At 62.5% G+C, this 19,759-nt stretch carries 14 protein-coding genes; 11 read left to right on the top strand and 3 right to left on the bottom strand.

The features are described 5' to 3' along the window. The 5 genes from E8A46_RS10440 to E8A46_RS10460 form a co-directional block, all read left to right on the top strand. Positions 1–215 (top strand): flagellar basal body rod C-terminal domain-containing protein (locus E8A46_RS10440; RefSeq protein WP_291560206.1); only part of this gene is annotated, 215 nt, incomplete at its 5' end. Between the two features lie 49 nt (positions 216–264). Next, entirely contained in the window at positions 265–2,136 is a 1,872-nt protein-coding gene (gene flgK / locus E8A46_RS10445) for a flagellar hook-associated protein FlgK (protein WP_291560208.1), read from the top strand. Positions 2,137–2,146: 10 nt separating this feature from the next. After that, positions 2,147–4,027, top strand: coding sequence for a flagellar protein (locus E8A46_RS10450; protein WP_291560211.1), 1,881 nt, complete (start codon positions 2,147–2,149; stop codon positions 4,025–4,027). A 173-nt stretch (positions 4,028–4,200) separates the two neighbouring features. After that, positions 4,201–5,841: a hypothetical protein gene (locus tag E8A46_RS10455; protein ID WP_291560213.1), complete on the top strand. Its 1,641-nt coding sequence runs from the start codon at positions 4,201–4,203 to the stop codon at positions 5,839–5,841. A 70-nt stretch (positions 5,842–5,911) separates the two neighbouring features. Then, positions 5,912–7,084, top strand: coding sequence for a hypothetical protein (locus tag E8A46_RS10460; RefSeq protein ID WP_291560238.1), 1,173 nt, complete (start codon positions 5,912–5,914; stop codon positions 7,082–7,084). 41 nt (positions 7,085–7,125) lie between these two features. Here the strand turns inward: E8A46_RS10460 and E8A46_RS10465 are convergent, their stop codons facing one another. Continuing rightward, on the bottom strand, positions 7,126–8,472 hold the full coding sequence (locus E8A46_RS10465; protein WP_291560215.1) for an FAD-dependent monooxygenase: 1,347 nt from the start codon (positions 8,470–8,472) through the stop codon (positions 7,126–7,128). Between the two features lie 109 nt (positions 8,473–8,581). Here E8A46_RS10465 and E8A46_RS10470 point away from each other — a divergent pair, with 109 nt between their 5' ends. Both E8A46_RS10470 and E8A46_RS10475 read left to right on the top strand, forming a co-directional pair. Continuing rightward, complete coding sequence (locus tag E8A46_RS10470) at positions 8,582–10,318, top strand: CocE/NonD family hydrolase (RefSeq protein WP_291560217.1); 1,737 nt, start codon at positions 8,582–8,584, stop codon at positions 10,316–10,318. 57 nt (positions 10,319–10,375) lie between these two features. Then, positions 10,376–11,620, top strand: a complete 1,245-nt coding sequence (locus E8A46_RS10475; protein ID WP_291560219.1) for an ABC transporter substrate-binding protein — start codon at positions 10,376–10,378, stop codon at positions 11,618–11,620. Positions 11,621–11,642: 22 nt separating this feature from the next. Here the strand turns inward: E8A46_RS10475 and E8A46_RS10480 are convergent, their stop codons facing one another. Beyond that, positions 11,643–13,154, bottom strand: a complete 1,512-nt coding sequence (locus E8A46_RS10480) for an ABC transporter substrate-binding protein (RefSeq protein WP_291560222.1) — start codon at positions 13,152–13,154, stop codon at positions 11,643–11,645. Between the two features lie 436 nt (positions 13,155–13,590). Between E8A46_RS10480 and E8A46_RS10485 the strand changes: the two genes are divergently transcribed. From E8A46_RS10485 to E8A46_RS10500, 4 genes are all read left to right on the top strand, one after another. Next, positions 13,591–15,168 (top strand): tetratricopeptide repeat protein, encoded by a 1,578-nt coding sequence (locus tag E8A46_RS10485; protein WP_291560225.1) that lies wholly within the window; start codon positions 13,591–13,593, stop codon positions 15,166–15,168. 81 nt (positions 15,169–15,249) lie between these two features. Then, complete coding sequence (locus tag E8A46_RS10490; protein WP_291560227.1) at positions 15,250–16,029, top strand: hypothetical protein; 780 nt, start codon at positions 15,250–15,252, stop codon at positions 16,027–16,029. A gap of 31 nt (positions 16,030–16,060) precedes the next feature. Further along, a complete protein-coding gene (locus tag E8A46_RS10495; RefSeq protein WP_291560230.1) occupies positions 16,061–17,284 on the top strand; it encodes a hypothetical protein in 1,224 nt (407 codons plus the stop codon). Next, positions 17,281–18,795 carry an aspartate aminotransferase family protein gene (locus E8A46_RS10500; protein WP_291560233.1) on the top strand — a complete coding sequence of 505 codons (1,515 nt, stop codon included), beginning with the start codon at positions 17,281–17,283 and terminating at the stop codon, positions 18,793–18,795. The genes E8A46_RS10495 and E8A46_RS10500 overlap by 4 nt, the downstream gene beginning before the upstream one ends. Positions 18,796–18,846: 51 nt before the next feature. Here the strand turns inward: E8A46_RS10500 and flbT are convergent, their stop codons facing one another. Next, a complete protein-coding gene (flbT, locus tag E8A46_RS10505) occupies positions 18,847–19,284 on the bottom strand; it encodes a flagellar biosynthesis repressor FlbT (RefSeq protein ID WP_291560236.1) in 438 nt (145 codons plus the stop codon). Between the last annotated feature and the right edge of the window lie 475 nt (positions 19,285–19,759).

Here is a 19,759-nt window from a genome sequence, read left to right on the forward strand (position 1 = left end):
TCGATGGCGGCGCCTATGAGGCGACCGATCTTTCAGGCGTGGCGATCCTCGGCGCATCGGGCTCGATCGCCGGTTCGTCGCTGGAAGGGTCGAACACCGACATCGCCGACGAATTCACCAAGCTGATCGTGACCCAGCAGGCCTATTCGGCCAACACCAAGGTGATCACCACGGCCAACGACATGGTCCAGAGTTTGCTCAACGTGCTGCGCTGATCGGCACCGGCAAGAGTCAGTATGACCTAATTGAAAGCGGGCAATTAAGATGGGTTTGAGTTCAGCCCTTGCCACTGCGATGTCCGGCCTGCGCGCCAACCAGGTCGCGCTTTCGATCACGTCGGCGAATGTCGCCAACGCGAATACGCCCGGCTATGTCACCCAGAACGTCAACCAGATCGAAACGGACAGCGGCGGCCCCGGCTCGGGCGTCCATGTCATCGGCGTCAACCGCCAGCTCGATCTGTTTATCCAGAACCAGTTGCGCACCGAAACCGCCGGCGGCGGCTTTGCCGACCAGACTTCGAATATTCTGGGCCAGCTGCAAAGCCTCTACGGGACCCCGGGTGGCACCGGGACGCTCGAAACCGCATACAGCAATTTTACGACGGCGTTGCAGGCGATGTCGACGAGTTCCAGCGGACTGTCGGCGCAGACCACGGCGCTGTCGACGGCACAGGCGCTTGCGCAGCAGCTCAATTCAACGTCGCAAGGCATCCAGACGCTGCGTTCCAACGTCGAACAGGATATCGGCACGTCCGTGACCCAGGCCAACACGGATCTGAACCAGATCGCGTCCATCAACACTCAGCTGCAAAATTTCCATCCGACGGATCCAGGCGCCGCCACGCTGATGGATCAGCGTGACGCCGCGATCAGTGATCTGGCGAAATTGATGGATGTTCGCACGGTCACCGACAACGCCAACCAGACCAGCGTGTTTACCAATGCGGGCATTCAGCTCGTGGGCGCCGGCCGGGCCTCCCAGTTTGCGTTCACGACGCCCGGAACGCTGAGTGCCACCACGCTCTACAACGCCAATCCGGGCCTATCCGGCGTGGGGACGCTGACGGTCTCGCTTCCGAATGGCTCCAGCATCGATGTGGTGGCGAACAAGGTGATCACCTCGGGGCAGATCGCCGCCGACCTGCAGCTGCGCGATCAGACCCTGGTGCAGGCGCAGACCCAGATCGATCAGATGGCCGCGACGCTCGCCAGTTCGCTGTCCGATCAGACCACGCCAGGCACCGCCGTGGTTTCGGGATCGCAGGCCGGCTTCAACGTCAATGTGGCGAACGTACTGCCGGGCAACGCGATCAACCTGACCTACACCGACAACTCGACCGGCAACCAGCAACAGATTTCGATCGTGCGCGTCGATGATTCGACCGCGCTGCCGCTGCAGAATTTGCCGAACGCCAGCCCAAAACGGATCGGGATCAATTTCTCCGGCGGCATGGCCTCGGTGGTGGCGCAATTGAACGCCGCACTTGGTCCCAACCACCTGCAATTCTCCAATCCGTCCGGCTCGACGCTGCAAGTGGTCAACGACGTGAGCATGGGGGCGACCGTCAATGCGGCTTCCGTCACCGCTACGGTTTCGTCGCTGACCAGCGGCAGCCCGCAACTGCCATTGTTCACCGACACGACCGCGCTTTATACCGGCGCGATCACCGGCAGTGGCTCGCAGATGACCGGCCTTGCCGGGCGCATCACGGTCAATGCGGCGTTGCTCAACAATCCGGCGAACCTCACGGTTTACAGCACGTCGCCGCCGACCCCGGCCGGCGACACCACGCGCTCGGACTTTCTCTATTCGCAGCTGACATCGGGCACGTTCACCTACGCGCCAACCACCGGGCTCGGTTCCACTACCGCGCCGTTCAGCGGCACGATTCCCAACTACCTACAGCAGTTCCTGAGTCTGCAGGCCAGCGCCGCCACCTCGGCGACGCAGTTGCAGCAGGGGCAAAGCGTCGTACTCAGCACGTTGCAGCAAAAATTCGATTCCACGGCCAAGGTCAGCATCGACAACGAGATGTCGAACCTGATCGCGTTGCAGAATTCCTATGCCGCCAATGCTCACGTGATGTCGGTCGTTCAAAGCATGATGACGACCCTGATGCAGATTCAACTGTAAGGCGATCCAGATGGCTATCAATGGTGTGGGATTTGGCGGGTCGTTGTTCGGGCAGGCGGTGCAGAACCTCAATACCCAGCTCACGAGCCTGTCGACGCAGCTCGCGACCGGCGAGAAATCGACCACCTATTCCGGCATGGGCCTCGGTGAGGGCTTCGCGATCGCCGCGCGAGGGCAGCTCGCCAGCATTTCCGCGTTCGGCGATGCCATCACCAACGTCAATACCTTCATCAATGTCGCCAATACCGCGCTGCAGTCGCTGTCGAGCATCACCGGGCAGGTCCAGAGCGCTGCGGCCACTGGGTCGCGGGACATCAACAGCAACGGACAGACCGTCGCGCAGGGGAATGCCCAGGCCGAGTTGTCCTCGATCGTGGGAATTCTCAATACCCAGGCCGGCGACCGCTTCATATTCTCCGGCAGCGCCATCAGCACGCCGTCGGTCGCATCCGCCGACAACATCATGAACGGCGCCGGCACCCAGGCCGGGCTGAAGCAGGTGATTGCCGAGCGGGCCCAGGCGGATGGCACCACCGGCCTCGGCCGTCTGGTGCTCACGCAGCCGACCCCGACCTCGGTTTCGGTCGCCGAGGACTTCGCCGGTTCGCCATTCGGCCTGAAACTGAGTTCGGTATCGTCGTCGCTGACCGGCGGCACCGCGGTGAACGGTCCGTCCGGCTCGCCGGCGGCCGTTTCGATCGCCCTTGGCGCCACCAATCCCAAGCCGGGCGATCAGGTGAGCCTCACCTTCAATCTGCCTGATGGCACCACCGCTTCCGTTCAGCTGACGGCGTCGAGCGCGAACCCGCCGCCCGCCGGAGGCTTCACCATCGGCACGACGCCGACGCTGACGGCCGGCAATCTGAACACGGCGCTGAATACAGCGTTCGGCACACTCGCCAATACGACGCTGGTGGCCGCCTCTGCGGTTGAAGCGGGGCACGACTTCTTCGACCCGGCCGGAACCGCCACGGGAAGCGTGGTCAACAACAAGGCGGGGCCTCCCACCGCGCCAATCACCGGCGCGACGACTTTGTCGGGCTTGGCGGGGACGGATTCGATCTCCACCAATTTCGCGGCCGGCGATACCATCACCGTCAACGGCACGCCGATCACGTTTGTCGCCTCCGGCGCGACCGGCAACCAGCTCAACGTCACCGACAGCGTCCAGACGCTGTTGTCCAAGATCGACTCGATCACGGGCACCTCGACCCCCTCGACCATCAGCGGCGGTGTGATCACGCTTCACACCGACAACGCCGCGAGCCTGAACGTGACGAGCTCGAACGCGGCTGCGCTCGGCGCGCTCGGCTTCGGCGCGACCGTGACCGCGCTCCAGCCGCCGCTGCGGGTCTCGGGCTCGCCGCTGAGCTCCGCCACGTCTTTGGTCAACGGCTCGGCCAACACCGTTGCCTGGTATACCGGCAATTCGAGCGCCAACCCGCGAGCATCGGCGGCTGCCCGGATCGATCCGTCGATTACCGTCCAATACGGGGCGCAGGCCAACGAGGAGGGGATCCGATCGCAGCTCGAGGGGGTCGCGGTATTCGCCGCCCTCACGGTGTCGCCTACCGGAGCCAATTCGGCCGCGCAGGTCGCGGAACTCAGCGACCGCACCGCGACAAACCTGACGCCCCAGCCGGGTCATCAGACCATTTCGGATATTCAAACCGATTTTGCCGCTGCCCAAACCATCATGAAGGATGCGAGCGCCCGGCAGACCCAGAGCAAGACCATGCTGCAGAACGTCGTGGACCAGACGGAGACCGTCTCGACGGAGCAGGTGGCGAGCCAAATTCTGGCGCTGCAGACGGCCCTGAGCGCCTCCTACCAAACCACCTCGATGCTCTCCGGGCTGACGCTGACCAGATTTCTCCCGGTCGGCGGTTAAGCTGACGATTCCCCGGCGGCGGAAGGCCCGGCTCCGCGCGGCGCTCGAAATAAAGCTTTCATTAACCATACCTGTTTACTTCTTCGAAAGCAGGTTAACGCCGCAGTGGCTGCCATCGAGGCCCTTGTGTCGCACCAGCCAGGCGCGGTCGGTTTGGGCGTGGGGTCTTAGCAATGCTTAACGGTGGCGTTCGATTCCAGGTGGCCGAGACGGCGGTCTCGCGCGATCCATCCCGTTCCGCCTCCGCCATGGCCGAGCTGTTTGCGCCGCTGGATTGGCTGCTCAGCGGCGGCGGCGACCCGCGACTGACCATCGATCCGGCAACCGGGCTCAATGAATATGGCTGCCAGCCATTTCCTTGCCCGGACACGTTGAGCTTTTCCTCAAGCACCGCGACATCGATTTCGCAGCGCGCCTACGATCGTGCGCGCGATGCGCGGGAATCGCTGATGCGCTCCGCCATTGAAGTCGGCATCGACGCCGCGTTCGATGCGCGCATCGAGGCGCTGCGCGACGAGTTGAGGGCCTGTCTCGGCCTGCCCCGGACCAAGGCCGATATTGTGTTTTCTCCGTCGGGCACCGACTCGCAGCTTCAGGCGCTGTTCCTCGCCCGCGCGCTGCTCGGTCCCGCGCTGACGACGGTCGTCGTGGCGGCCGACCAGACCGGAAGCGGAACCGTCAATACCGCGCGCGGCTGTCATTTCAGCGCCGCGACGGCGAACGGAAACCAGGTTCGCAAGGGCGAGCCGATCGCGGGGCTTGCTCATTCCGTCCACAGCGTCGCGCTTCGGCTGTTCGACGAGGCAGGCCAGGCGTGCCCGCCAACGGCCAGCGATGGCCAGGTTCTCGACGCGGTCGAACGATCGCTCACGGGCGGACGCAAGGTGCTTCTTCAAATCATGGATTCCTCGAAGTTCGGCTGGCGAGCTCCGAGCGATCAATGTCTCGACGAAATTGCGGCGCGCTGGCCCGGTCGGGTCCAGATCGTCGTCGACGCCTGCCAGATGCGGCTTGGCCGGGCGCGGCTGCGAAGCTATCTCGATCGCGGATACATGGTCCTTATTACCGGCTCGAAGTTCTTCACCGGTCCGCCCTTCAGCGGTGCGCTGCTGGTGCCCTCGGCTCTCGCAGGCGAGCTCGATGCGGCCACCGATATCGCGCCCGGGCTTCTCGAATATAGCAGCCGCAGCGACTGGCCGGGAAACTGGCCGAACCTTCGGTCGTATTTCCCGATCAGGACCAATTTCGGCCAATGGCTTCGCTGGGAAGCGGCGCTCGAAGAAATCGGAGCCTATTATCGTGTGCCGCCCGAATTTCGCCTGAAGGCGCTGACGACTTTCGGCCAAGGCGTGGAGCGGATCATTGCATCCTCGCCGTCGCTTCGCCTGCTGCCGGCGCAGCAACGACCAGATGGTGCCAACGCCGATGATGAAGAGCTGGCTCAGCGGACGATCTTTTCGTTCGTGATCCGGCACGGCAAACGCGATCTCGCGCTGGAAGATTGCAGGAAGCTGTATCGCGCGCTGGCCCGTGGCGCGGCAAATGCTGTTCCCGCCGATGATCCGGAGAATGCGGCGAAGCCTTGCCTGATCGGCCAGCCCGTCGCCTTGGGCTGCGACGCCAATCCCGCCGCGGCCCTTCGCATCGGCGCGAGCGCACGCCTCGTCACGGAGGCGTGGTGTTCGAACGAAGCTGCGGCGCGCGACAATCTGCAGCGCGCACTTGGTCATGTCGGCGCGACTGTTGCGAAGATCGAATGGTTGCTCGCCCATAGCGATGACGTGGATCTGGCGGGAGTTTCCCGTGGAGCTTGAACGCGGCGCGGTGGCTGGTCTCGCGCGTTACCCCAGCGCCGACCGAATCGGATTCGCCAGATTGACGACGATGGCGTTCGAGGGGACCGATCTTCGCCCGTTGCGGGACGAATTGATGTCGAAGCTTGCCGCCGGCACGGTCGACGCGGGCGAGGGGCTCGACCTCTCCCTGATCACGCAGCTGCTCGGTGACCGCCAGGCGGGAATCGCGATCCAGGCGGAAGTGCTTGCCTTCCATCAGCTTTACCGTTCGCCATGTTCGTCGGAAAGACCGGCATTGCGCGTTCTTGCGCTGGCGGCCGCGATCGACATGGGCGGCAATACGCCGATCGAGTTCCTGCTGGAGAATTCCGGGATCGAGCTGCAGACGCTTTACGTCGTCGCGGGAGTGGATTTGCCGGCGCCGTTGCCCGAACACGACGTTGCGATCGTGATCGCCTCCGATTCGGAGGAATGTCTGGAGGCGCTGCGCAAGATCGATGCGGTGGCGTCGCGCTGGCCGCGGCCGCTGCTGAATCCGCCGCGCCTTGTCCGCCATCTGGATCGCGACAAGCTGCATGGTCTGCTTCGCGGCATTGAGGGACTTGATATCCCGGCGACCGTCTGCGTGACACGCGCGCAGATGTCCGATGTCGCCCGGTCGAATATCGGTTTTCCGGACGTCGCGGCTGAGTTGCGGTACCCGGTCATCATCCGGCCGCGCGGCTCGCATGCCGGCGTCGGGCTCGCCAAAGTCGACGATCGCGACATGATCGGACGATATCTGGAGGACCGGCCGGAGCAGGAATTCTTCGTTGCGCGCTTCGTCGACTATGCCGATGACGACGGCCAGTTTCGCAAATACCGGATCGTGTTCGTCGACGGCCGCCCCTACGCCTGCCACATGGCGATCGCCGACCGCTGGGATATCTGGTATCTCAACGCCGGCATGGCCTTCAGCGAGAGCAAGCGCGTCGAGGAGGAACGCTTCATGCGCGACTTCGACAGCGATTTCGCCGTCCGCCATCAAGGTGCGCTCGCCGCCATAACCGATCGGATAGGTCTCGACTATTTCACGATCGACTGCGCGGAAAACCAAAACGGCGAGCTCTTGATATTCGAGGCCGACAACACCGCGGTCGTCCATAACATGGACTCGCCGGAAGTGTTTCCCTATAAGCCGCCGCAGATGCGCAAGATCTTCGACGCCTTCGCAGCCATGCTGCATCGCCGCGCCCGGCGCGGCCAGGAGCACGCGGCCTGACGCCACCTCGCGGGCGCCGAAGCGCGTGTGAATTCCGAAGGTCAGGCCGAGGCCGCCATCACCGCGGCGACCCGACTCGTGATGTGCGGATCGCGCAACGCGCTCGGCGGTTTCATTAGATTATTCACCTCGAACAAGATCCGGTGCACGTCGGCATCCTCGGCGGCAAGCTTCAGCAATGCGCCGGAATAGTTCAGCCGCTGCTGAAAATTCGCCGGGCACTGTCCGCGTGTTTTCGGATAGATGAAATCGTTCTCGGCCGCTGACCAGGGCGCGGCGAGAACATCCTGTATGGCCGCGAAGAACGCCTGCGCCAGCCCGTCAAGCCTGCCGCCGGTTCCGGTCCGCGCATCGAGCAGCCGCCCGAGAACGCCCACTTGCTGCGCGACCACGCTCATCCCCTGGCCGAATGCCGGATTGAACCGGCAGATCGCATCGCCGATCGGCAACAGTCGCCCCGGAAAGCGCTCAAGCGCCTCGAACTGTCGCCTGACGCTGCAGGGCAAGCCGAACCGGTAGATCGGGCCGACCGCGGTAGCGTCCTTGATGGCGTCATAAATCGTCGGTGTCCGCAGGGTCTTGGCGAAGGCGATGAAGTCCTTGATGTCGTCGGGCGGCGTCTCGCCATGGACGGCGTTGAGGTTGACGTGCCATCGGTTGTTCTCGATCGGAAACAGGAACGCGCCGCGCCCGCTCTCGACGGCGGGCCGGTGGATCACCGCGCGCCAGTCGGGCGGCGCGGCGGAAGGGATATCGAAGGTAGCCGTTGCATATCCGAGGTCGATGCCGATCTCGGTCTCGGCGGGTCTCGGCATGCCGATGCTGTCCAGCGCCTCGAGGGTGAGCGTGCCGCGTGACGAGGCATCGACGACAAGGTCAGCGGCAAGCGTCGTGCTTTCGCCGCCTGCAGCGTCGTAGCGGACCCCAACTACCTCGGATTGATCCGGCGACGTCAGAAATCGGGTCACGCGGCAGCGTAACTGAAACGCGATATTGCCTTGCTGCTCGACCAAACGCCTCGCGACAAATTCCACCAGTGGACGGGTCATGCAGAGCGTATCGAAAGGAAGGTCGCGCTGCGGAAACGGATCGAACCCCGGCAATTCGATCCGGATTTCGGCACCGACCCGGGCCCGAACCGCGCCCGCACGCTCGAGTTCGGTCTCGAAATCGGGAAAGAATTTGGTGAGGGCGTCGAGGCCGCCTCTGAGCAGAACATGAACCTGTCGCGACTGCGGGGTGCCGGTGCGCGCTTGCGGTTTGGTAGGTAAAGCGTCGCGCTCCAGCACGGTGACTTTTTCGAAATGCGAGGCGAGGGCCTTTGCCGCAATGAGTCCGCCCATTCCGGCTCCGACAACGACGGCATGCTTCCCAAATCGAACTGACATCGCAATCTCTCCGACGAAAGATCTAACATAGTTGGAATTTTTCGATTGATAAATAGAATGCAAAGGCAAACATTCGCCAACGCGACCTAAGAAACAAAAGGACGGGGAAATGGCCGAGCCGGTCGAGCAGGACGGGATGCTGATCGAATGGGACGTCGGGATTGCCATGGACGACGGCGTGGTGGTGCGGGCGGATGTGTTCCGGCCGAAGGCGGCAGGGAAATGGCCGGTTCTTTTGACCTACGGTCCCTACGCCAAGGGGCTCGCGTTCCAGCAGGGCTATCCGAGCGCCTGGCAGAGCATGATCGCCAACCACCCGGACGTGGCTTACGGGTCAACCAACAAGTATCAGAACTGGGAAGTGGTCGACCCCGAAAAATGGGTACCCCACGGCTATGTCTGCGTCCGCGTCGACTCGCGCGGCACCGGTCGGTCGCCCGGGCATGTCGATCATTTTTCGCCGCGCGAGACGCGCGATTTTTATCAATGCATCGAGTGGGCCGGCGCCCAGAGCTGGTCGAACGGCAATGTCGGCCTCAACGGCATCTCCTATTACGCCATCAACCAGTGGCAGGTGGCTTCGCTGCAGCCGCCGCATTTGAAGGCGATGTGCATCTGGGAGGGGGCTGCCGACTGGTATCGCGACATGACGCATCATGGCGGCATTCTTTCGACGTTCTGGGCCAACTGGTACGACATGCAGGTCAAGACCGTGCAGTTCGGACTGGGAGAGAGGGGGCCCCGCAGCATCGTCACCGGCGCGCTGGTGTGCGGCGACGAAACCTTGTCAGACGACGAACTGGCGCGCAACCGGTCAAGTTTCGGCGACGATATTCTCGCCCATCCGCTCGACGATGACTACCACAAGGCGCGCTCGCCGGACTGGGACAAGGTCACGGTGCCGTTCTTGTCGGCCGCCAACTGGGGCGGTCAGGGTCTGCACACGCGGGGAAACTTTGAAGGTTTTGTCCGCGCGGCGTCGAAGGAGAAATGGCTGGAATGCCATGGCCTGGAACACTGGACGCACTTCTACACCGACTATGGACGGGAACTTCAGAAACGTTTCTTTGATTTCTACCTCAAGGGCGAAGCCAATGGCTGGCCGGAGCAGCCGAAAGTGCAGTTGCAGGTCCGTCACCTCGATCGCTTCGTCGAGCGGCATGAGGCCGACTGGCCGCTGCCGTCCACGGTCTGGACGAAGTTCTATCTCGATCCCCGCGATCAGACACTTTCCCTGACGCCGCCCGCGGACGGCGCCGAGATCAGTTTCGCGGCGATGGGCGACGGACTGACCTTCATGTCGCGGCCCATGCCGGAAGACACGGAGATCACCGGCCCGCTGGCGGCCAATCTGCGAATTTCTTCCAGCACCGAGGACGCCGATATCTTTGTCGTCTTCCGCGTTTTCAGTTCCGACATGCGCGAGGTGACCTTCGCGGGCGCGATCGATCCGCACACCCCGGTCGCGCAAGGCTGGCTGCGCGCGTCGCATCGCAAGCTCGATGAGACCTTGTCCCGGCCGTATCGTCCCTACCACAGCCATGACGAGGTGCAGCGATTGCAGCCGGACAAGCCGGTCGATCTGGCCGTTGAAATATGGCCCACTTCGATCGTCGTGCCGAAGGGGCATCGCATTGCATTGAGCGTTCGCGGCAAGGATTATGCATGGCAGGCCAACACGGGCGCGAAACTTTCCAACTTCAAGAACGAACTATTGGGATGCGGACCATTTCTGCACGATGATCCGCGCGATCGTCCGCGAAGGCGGTTCGCAGGGACGACCACGCTGCATATAGACCAAAGAGGTTCTTGCCACGTCATGGTTCCGGTTGTCAGAAATCACTAAGAAGAAAATCAAGACAGCCGGCCGAAGAAGAAAAAAGGTAATTTCAGGGAGGACACAATGAGAATTTCACGCCGTGAATTTGTCGGGGGAGTTGCGGGAATTGGCCTGTCGAGCATCGTTGCTCCCAAACCGGCGCGCGCCGCCGACGGCCCGATCCGCATCGGCCTTTTGACGGTCAAGACCGGAGCGCTCGCTTCCGGCGGCATCGACATGGAGCGTGCGCTCAACATGTATTTGAAGGAGCGCGACTTCATGATGTCGGGCCGCAAGGTCGAACTGGTGACGGGGGATACCGGTGGCGTTCCGGCGACGGCGCGCAGCAAGACCCAGGAAATGGTGGAAAAGGACAACGTCCATTGTCTGATCGGACCGCTCGCGGCGTTCGAGGCACTGGCGATCGACGACTATATCCGCCAGAACAAAATTCCGACGCTGTCGGTTGCCGCGGCGGAAGACATGACCCAGCGCCATGCCAATCCATGGTTCGTCCGCGCAACCTCGACCTCTTCCCAGTGCGCGCATCCGCTCGGCGAGTATGCGGCCAAGGAACTCAAATACAAGAAGATGATCACCATTGCCGACGACATCGCCTATGGCCAGGAGATGTGCGCCGGCTTTCAGCGCGTGTTCGAGGATAATGGAGGCCAGGTCGTTCAAAAGCTGTTTCCGCCGCTAACCGTGCCCGACTACGGCAGCTACGTGGCACAATTGAAGAATGCGGACGCGATCTTTCTGGGCTTTGCCGGCTCGAACGGTTTCCGTTTCCTGCGGCAATTCGTGGACTACGGCCTGAAAGACAAGATGCAGGTGATCGGCGGCATGACCGCGCTCGATGAAGCGGTGCTGCGCAACATGGGCGATGAAGCGCTCGATATCGTCACCACCTGCTGGTATTCGGCCGAACTCGACGCCAAGCCGAACCAGCTCTTCGCGCCGGCCTTTCGCAAGGAGTTCAAATACGATCCCGGCTTCTATGCGGCGAGCACGTATGTGAACGGGGCGGTGTTGGAAGCCGCCGTCAAGGCCGTCAACGGCAAGGTTGAGGACAGGCCGGCATTTATGGCAGCACTGCGCGCGACCAATGTCGACACGGCGCGGGGTCCGGTCAGGTTTGACGATCTCGGCAACGTCGTCGGCAATGTTTACTTGCGCAAGGTGACCCGGAAGGACGGACGGCTCGTCAATTCGGTGTTCAAGACCTATCCTGACGTCAGTCAGTTCTGGACCTATGGTAAGGAAGCCTTTTTGGCCAACCCGGTTTATTCACGCGACTATCCGCCGGCGAGACATCTGGAGAAATAGAGCCGTGCCACGGTTGTCTTTCCTATTGCATGCTGACAAGCGTCAGATCCACGAACCATGATTGCGGCGAGACAAACCCCTTGATCCTCGGGCTCATCGCGCGCGGGTTCAGGTCGTGAACGATATAGAGCCATGGCGGGTTGTCCACCAGCCGTTCATGCGCCTTGCGCAGCGCGCCTGAAATCACCGTGGGGTCGCTGGCTTCCGCGAGCGTGGTCAGGGCCGTGTCGAACTCGTCATCCTTCCACTGCTCGAAATTAAAGCCGTTGGGCGGGAAATTTGCGGAAGAAAAATAGCGGGCCATGACGCCGACGTCGGAAGATGGCGAACTGACGTTGAGCACCATCGCGCCCTTGAGGTTCGGACTGTCGGGAGTAGCGCGGGCGGCGTTGAGCAGCAGCTGCCACTCGACCACGTCGAATGCGACATCCACGCCACAGGCTTCCTTGAGGTTTTGCTGGACGAATTCGTTCATCGGCAAGGGCAGCATTTGCCCGGAACCCGAGGTCGAAATCATGGCCTTGAAGGCAAGCGGCTTTTCAGGCGTGAAGCCGGCCTCGGCGAGCAGCTTCTTGCCTTTGGCGGGATCGAAGGTGTAGCGGTTTTCCGGAGATCCGAAATTGGCGTCACTGGCCTTGAGCCAGCCTGCGGAGGGCTCGGCCGTGCCGTTGAGCAGGGTCACCAACCCCTGCCGATCGATGCAGTAATTCAGGGCCTGGCGGACTTTCACGTCCTTGAAGGGACTGCCCGACGCGCCGATGTTGTAAAACCAGGGCCAGACATGCGGATAGGAACCGGTCGTGATGGTGAAGCCGGCTGATTTCAGTGAAGCGATGCCGTCCGGCGGCGGCACTTCGATCCAGTCGACCTGACCCGACCGCAACGCCGCAAGCCTGGTATTGGCTTCGGGGATCGGCATCAGCACCACGTTGTCCAGTTTTGCCTTCTTTCCGGCGTCCCAGTATCCGTCCCATCGAACGAGATCCACTTCCTGGCGCGGCACAACTTTGGTGATGCGGAACGGCCCGGTGCCGGCCGCGGGCAGCGTGGCCACCTTTGCCCAATCCCGCCCGGCCTTCTCGAACGAAGCGGGCGAGGTGAACAGAATGTAGACAGCCATGAAGGGAAAATAGGAGGCTGGCTTCGTCGTTGAGATCGCCACCGTATAATCGTCGATCTTGTTGTAGGTCCCGAGCAGAGGCGCCCGCGCCCGGGTCATCGCCGAACTCGTGATCTCATATTGCGGGCTGTCGCTCTTGAAATAGCGGTCGAGATTCCAGATCACCGCATCGGCGTTGAAATCAGTCCCGTCGTGGAATTTGACGCCGTGGCGCAGGTGAAAGATCCACCTCTTGTTGTCGTCGGCTGCCTGCTCCCATGTCTCGGCCAATCCGGGACGCAAGGCCGCCAGATGTTCGGTGCTGGTCAGGTCCCACAGCACCAGCCCCTCAAAGATCGGATAGCCCAGGAAACGCATGCCCTCGAAGCCGTTATTGGGCAGGCCGGTCATCGTCGGGATATCCGACGCGGTCATTGCGATGCGAAGGGTGGTCTCGGCGCAGACAAGCGGCGACCAAAGCAATGCAAGCAGGGACGTGGCGCAGAAAATCCGACGGAATTGCATCTGAATCACCCATCTCACAAAAGCGTCATGGATTTCGATGCAAGTTATGGACCAACCCCCTGTGCGAAGGAGTGGAAACCACCGCACCTCTGCGGGCGCGTTCAGCAAAATCACCTTGCCGCCGAAGCACTTGAGATTGGTTTTTCCAAAATGCGTCCGCGTCGCTGTCCTGCTCCCCGATCGCCGCCGGCGACCGACGGATTCGGTCGGAAAATGCTAGCCTGCCGGGCAGCGCTTTGATTCGAAGGCGGTCTCCCCGCGTGTTCGGTGCGAGGCCCTCGGCATTTCGAAATGGTCTGCCCTACCGGAGAGATGCCCGTTGTCGGCGAATTGGAAAAAAACCTCAGTGCCGAACCTGTCTCGCTTGCAGCGGCAGGCCTACCATTCGTTTCAACACGGCGATCTCGACAAGGCCGAAAGACTGTGTGCCGGGATTCTGCAACACCGGCCCGAGGATTTCGATGCGCTGCATTTGCTCGGCGTTCTCAACTTCCAGCGCCGTCGCCTGGCCGAGGCGCTGCGGTTGCTTTCGCAGGCGCTCAAGATCAATTCCAGCTCCGCGGACGCGATGTCGAATCTTGGGCTCGCGCTTCACGCGACCGGACGCTTCGAGGAGGCCGTCGCACACTATCGCAGCGCATTGCGGCTTGCGCCGGATCATCCGGAAATCCTCTACAATCTCGCCAATGCCTGTCTCGAACTCGGCCGCGTTGACGAAGCGCTGGCGAACTACGATGACGCGCTGGCGAAAACCCCAGGCCATGTCGGCGCGCTCGTCAACAGAGGCAACGCGCTTCTGCGCTTGAACCGACCCACTGAGGCGATTTCGAGTTACGAAAAGGCGCTTGCGGCGATGCCCGGCCATCCGCAGATCCTGACCAATCGCGGGCATGCATTGCGCCGCCTCGACCGGCCGCTCGAGGCGCTTGCCGATTTTGAGGCTGCGCTCAAGGCGGGGCCGGATTTTCCCGAGGCCCATTTCGAAGCCGCCATGACCCGGCTCATGCTCGGCGATTTCGCTGCCGGCTGGAAGGCGTATGAGTGGCGCTGGAGGACCGGTGCGTTCGCCCGGCAGCGCCGGCAGTTGCAAGCCCCGTTATGGCTGGGAGGTGCGCCGGTTTCCGGCAAAACCATCCTGCTTCACGCCGAGCAGGGCTTTGGCGACACTATCCAGTTCATCCGCTACGCGCCGTTGCTTGCCGACCGCGGCGCCAAGGTTGTCTGCGAAGTTCAGCCGGAATTGAAGCCATTGTTGTCGCCGTTCGCAGACATCCGCATCATCGCCGCAGGCGAGCCGCTTCCCGCGTTCGACCTGCACTGTCCCATGCTCAGTCTTCCGCTCGCCTTCGCAACCACGCCCGAAACCATCCCGGCTTCCATTCCATATCTCGGGGCTCCCGTGGAGCGCCTGGCCCATTGGCGCGATCGCCTGCCGGCAGGCCGGCCGCGCGCCGGCTTCGTCTGGTCCGGCTCGCCGTCGCACAAGAATGACCTCAACCGCTCGATTCCGCTGGCGCGCCTCGCCGCGTTGTTCGAGGACCCGCTGCTACGCTGTTTCAGTCTTCAGAGCGAGCTGCGCGACGCGGATAGGGAAGTGTTGCGAGGCCTGCCGGGCCTTGTCCATCTCGGCGGCGAGTTGCGCGATTTCGCCGATACGGCGGCCGTGATCTCGTTGCTCGACGTCGTCATTTCGGTCGACACCGCGGTCGCGCATCTGGCTGGCGCGCTGGGCAAGCCGGTCGTGATACTTCTGCCCTTTGCGGCTGATTTTCGCTGGATGAGGCATCGCGGCGACAGCCCGTGGTACCCGACCGCGAAGCTGCTCCGGCAGCCGGCCTTCGGCGACTGGGACAGCGTTATCGTCCGCCTGCGCGACGAATTGCGGCAATTGAGCCTGCCGGCCCTGGCGGGGCAGGGGGCGTAGTGCCGCCGTCATTAGGATTCCGTTAACCACGTCTATTTACTGTTTGGTGACAATTGCGGACGGGGTCCGCCGGAGCCGTTCATGACCGAGCAAATACAGCTAGTGGTAGCCACGCCCTGCTTCGGCGGACAGGTCTCCAGCATCTATGCCAGCTCCATCTTCCAGTTGCAGCGCGCCGTGCGTTCGATGTCCAATATGGACCTCAAGGTCGAGCTGCGCGACGGCGATGCGCTGATCACGCGCGCCCGCGCCAATCTGATGACGATCTTTCTCGACGATCCCGCGGCAACACACTTTCTGTTCGTGGACGCCGATATCGGCTTCACCGCCGACCAGGTGTTTCGGCTGATCGAATCCGGCGCCGACATGGTGGCCGGCGTCTATCCCATCAAGCGCGTCAACTGGGACAAGGCGAGGCGCGCCCTCGAAAGCAAGCGGCCGGACGTGGCAGCCGCCGCGCTCGACTATGTGCTGGAGATCAACGATCCCGATCATGTCGCGGTCGTGAACGGCTTCACGCGGGTGCGCTATGCCGGGACAGGATTCCTGATGATCCGCCGCCACGTCTTCGAGAAGATGTGCGCGTATCCCGCCTATGCGCCGCTGCAGTTCTTCCGCGAGCACTCGCTCGACGCGCTTGCGGGAAGTCCAAACCGGTTCGCGCTGTTCGAATGCATGATCGATCCGGCGACCGGCACCTATCTCAGCGAGGATTTCGCGTTCTGCAAACGCTGGACCGATATCGGCGGCGAAATCTGGGCCGACCTTCAGAGCCGGCTGGATCATGTCGGCCCGTCGGTATTCCATGGTGAGATCGCGTCGCAGTTTGCCGCGCCGGCGCTGGCGACCGATGCGGCGTGAAATGCAAGCGGCCTCCCGGGAGCCGACTGGTATGACCCGGCCGGCTTGCGCGGAGCGCATCGGCCTTGCCAGGCTGACGAAGATGGCGGCCGCCGGGATCGATCTTCGCCCGCTGTGGCAGGAATTGATCGACAAGCTGATCGGCGGCACCATCGAAGCGGGCGAGTGGCTCGATCTGTCGTTGATCGCGCAATTGCTGGGCGACAAACCGGCGGGCCTTGCGATCCAGCACGAGATCCTCGCGTCCCATCGATTGTTCCGTTCGCCGTGCGCGGTGCAGAATCCCCGTTTGCGCGTTCTCGCGCTTGCGGCCGCGACCGACATCGGCAGCAATACGCCGATCGAATTCCTGCTGGAGGACAGCGCCATCGAGCTGATGACCCTCTATGTCATTCCGGAAGCCGAATGGCCCGACCCGTTGCCCGACCATGACGTCGCCATCGTGGTCGCATCGGATTCGGAAGATTGCCAAGATGCGTTGAGCAAGATCGCTCGCGCGACGCCGAACTGGCCGCGGCCGCTTCTCAATCCGCCGCACCTCATCGGCAGTCTGGATCGCGACAGGCTACATGACCTGCTGATGGGGATCGAAGGCCTGGCGATCCCGGCGACGGCGGCGGCGAGCCGCGAACGGCTAACCGACCTGGCGCGGTCTGCCGCGGCGCCTTGCGACATCGCCGCCGATCTGGCATTTCCCGTCATCGTGAGACCCCGCAGCTCGCATGCGGGAGCGGGCCTGGCGAAGATCGACGACCCCGCCGCAATGCGACGCTATCTCGGCGCCCGGCAGGAGCGGGAGTTCTTCATCTCGCGCTTCGTCGATTACGCCGGCCGCGATGGCCTGTTCCGCAAATACCGGATTGTCGTCGTTGATGGCCGGCCTTACGCGTGCCATCTGGCCATCGCAGACCGCTGGGATATCTGGTATCTCAACGCGGGAATGTCGTTGAGCGTCAGCAAGCGTATCGAGGAAGAGACATTCATGCGAACGTTCGACATCGGATTCGCGCAGCGGCATCGTACGGCGCTGGCCGGCATGATCGATCGGATCGGGCTCGATTATTTCACGGTGGATTGCGCGGAAACCAGGGACGGATCGCTGCTGATTTTCGAGGTCGACAACACCGCCATCGTCCACAACATGGATCCGCCCGCACTCTTTCCGTACAAGGGGCCGCAGATGCGAAACGTGTTCGATGCGTTCGCGGCCATGCTCCATCGTCGCGCTGCGCGGACCGAGGAGAAGGCAGCATGACCCTGCCGTTGCGCGAGCGACTGGCTGCACCGGGTCCGAGCGAGACGCTCGATCCGCAAGACTGGGATGAGATCCGCGCCCAGGGTCATCGCATGCTCGATGACATGATCGACTACGTCGCCACTATCCGCGGGCGCCCGGTCTGGCGTCCGATACCTGATGAGGTTCGCGCGCGGTTTCGCGCCGAGCTTCCGCGTCAGGCGTGCGATCTCGACGAGGTCTACCGGGAGTTTGCCGATTTCATCGCGCCCTATGCGACGGGCAACGTTCACCCCGGCTTCATGGGATGGGTGCATGGCGGCGGCACCGCCGTCGGCATGCTGGCGGAAATGCTGGCGGCCGGATTGAACGCCAATCTCGGCGGCCGCGATCATGTTCCGATCGAGGTTGAACGTCAGATCGTCGAATGGACGCGCGCGATGTTCGGCTTGCCGGTTGGGGCGAGCGGAATCTTCGTCACGGGAACGTCGATGGCGAATCTGATGGCGGTATTGGTGGCGCGAACGGCGGCGCTCGGGCAAACCGTCAGGCAGCACGGCGTCGGCGGCGATGGCGCGCTGCTCACGGCCTATACCTCGACGGCCGCGCACGGCTGCGTCGCAAAGGCGATGGACCTTGCCGGCTTCGGCACCGATGCGCTGCGAAGCATCGGGGTCGATCGTTCGCACCGTGTCGACGTCGCGGCGCTGCGCGCCCAGATCGCCTGCGATCGCGAGGCCGGTCTGAAACCCTTTCTCGTGGTTGGCTCGGCCGGGACGGTGGATATCGGTGCCACCGACGATCTCCAGGCATTGAGCGCGCTGTGCCGCGAACAGAAGCTGTGGTTTCACGTCGACGGCGCCTATGGTGCGCTCGGGGTTCTTTCACCGGCGCTGGCGCCGCGGCTTGCCGGGCTGGAAAACGCCGATTCCATCGCGCTCGATTTTCATAAATGGGGGCAGGTGCCCTATGACGCCGGCTTCCTGATCGTTCGCGATGGCGAGCGCCACCGTGCGGCGTTTTCCGCGCCGGCGGCATATCTGCGCCGGGAAACCAGAGGCCTCGCCGCAGGCTCGCCCTGGCCATGCGATCTCGGACCTGATTTGTCGCGGGGGTTCAGGGCGCTCAAGACGTGGTTCACGTTGAAAACCTACGGAACCGAGAAGCTGGGCGCGATGATCGAGCGCACCTGTGCGCTCGCCGGATATCTTCAAGCGCGAATTCTGGCGGAGCCGCGGCTGGAACTGCTGGCGCCGGTTCAGCTCAATATCGTCTGCTTTCGCTATCGCGCGGCCGACGCTGACTCCAACACGCTGAATGGCGAAATCGTCTCCGATATCCAGGAATCCGGAATCTCGGCGCCGTCGACCACAATGCTGGGTGGCCGGCTGGCGATCCGCGCGGCGATCGTCAATCACCGCACCGATGTCGTCGATATCGACGCGCTGGTGGCGGCGGTGCTTGAATTCGGCGCCCGGCGGTCATCGGGTGGCCTCACGCCTGGCGAGCCGTCTCCGCCGCTGACGATGTAAGCGATCCCGGTCAGGCCGGAGCGCTGCACGTTGTCGCGAACCGCGATGGCGCTAGGCCGATTTGCGGTCGGCTTCAATGTTGGTGCGGGCTGCCAGCAGACTCTTCGCGTCCTGAATGAGCTTGTCTTCGAAGTCGATCAGCTTTTTCGCTTCTTTCAGCGCGTAATACAGGTCACCATTCAGGATGTGATTGTTGATCCCTTCGATGAAAGGCCACGCGCCCGGCACGGTGCTCAGAATGTCCCGCACCAGGCTGAAGTAGGTCGCATGATGGGCCATCGGGTCCGGCGACAGATACATCAGTTGCACCGCGAGATAGACAAGCTTGGCTGGCGTATCCGCTGTCTCCGGCGTCTGGATATCCTTCTCGCGCAGGATCGGAATCTTGTCGCCGTCGATCAATAGTCGGGCGCGCTGATCGGTATTGGTGATCACGCAGGAGCCGATGATGATCCGTTCGTGTGGCTTGAGCTCGACTTTTAGCGCCATGCCTGTTCTCCGTTGTCGTCTTTTGTGTCGGACGTCATATGGGAATTCGCGCCGGTGACGCGCTGACGCTGTACTGGCTGACGCCATCCTTTCCGAATGTGGTTAACACTTCGTAAACAAGGGGCGGCGTCACGAAAATGTGCAGCCCTATCAACGGCTTTATCCAGATCGCGTAACGATAGCGGTACCGCTGGCGCGCAGCCGGCGCGATCAATCGACCGGAAGTGAGGTTTCCAATTCATGCTTTTTTAGAAATTTGCTCCCACCGTCCCGGTCTCTCGATCAGAAAAAGATCGGGGTAATGCTCACTCTCAGTTTCACACCAGAAAGGTATGAAAAATGTCCGGTATTGTTCTCTCGTCAGCAGTTCGCCAGAATCTTCTCTCCTTGCAGTCGACCGCTTCGCTGCTTGCGACCACCCAGAATGACCTCGCCACCGGCAACAAGGTCAACTCGGCGCTCGATAACCCGACCA

Origin of the sequence: Bradyrhizobium sp. (assembly GCF_004799445.1) — a bacterium.
Lineage (GTDB): Bacteria > Pseudomonadota > Alphaproteobacteria > Rhizobiales > Xanthobacteraceae > Bradyrhizobium.

Coding starts and splice junctions, on each gene's coding strand:
- flgK (WP_291560208.1), top strand. CDS start 265: ATGGGTTTGAGTTCAGCCCTTGCCACTGCGATGTCCGGCCTGCGCGCC.
- E8A46_RS10450 (WP_291560211.1), top strand. CDS start 2,147: ATGGCTATCAATGGTGTGGGATTTGGCGGGTCGTTGTTCGGGCAGGCG.
- E8A46_RS10455 (WP_291560213.1), top strand. CDS start 4,201: ATGCTTAACGGTGGCGTTCGATTCCAGGTGGCCGAGACGGCGGTCTCG.
- E8A46_RS10460 (WP_291560238.1), top strand. CDS start 5,912: ATGGCGTTCGAGGGGACCGATCTTCGCCCGTTGCGGGACGAATTGATG.
- E8A46_RS10465 (WP_291560215.1), bottom strand. CDS start 8,472: ATGTCAGTTCGATTTGGGAAGCATGCCGTCGTTGTCGGAGCCGGAATG.
- E8A46_RS10470 (WP_291560217.1), top strand. CDS start 8,582: ATGGCCGAGCCGGTCGAGCAGGACGGGATGCTGATCGAATGGGACGTC.
- E8A46_RS10475 (WP_291560219.1), top strand. CDS start 10,376: ATGAGAATTTCACGCCGTGAATTTGTCGGGGGAGTTGCGGGAATTGGC.
- E8A46_RS10480 (WP_291560222.1), bottom strand. CDS start 13,154: ATGACCGCGTCGGATATCCCGACGATGACCGGCCTGCCCAATAACGGC.
- E8A46_RS10490 (WP_291560227.1), top strand. CDS start 15,250: ATGACCGAGCAAATACAGCTAGTGGTAGCCACGCCCTGCTTCGGCGGA.
- E8A46_RS10495 (WP_291560230.1), top strand. CDS start 16,061: ATGACCCGGCCGGCTTGCGCGGAGCGCATCGGCCTTGCCAGGCTGACG.
- E8A46_RS10500 (WP_291560233.1), top strand. CDS start 17,281: ATGACCCTGCCGTTGCGCGAGCGACTGGCTGCACCGGGTCCGAGCGAG.
- flbT (WP_291560236.1), bottom strand. CDS start 19,284: ATGGCGCTAAAAGTCGAGCTCAAGCCACACGAACGGATCATCATCGGC.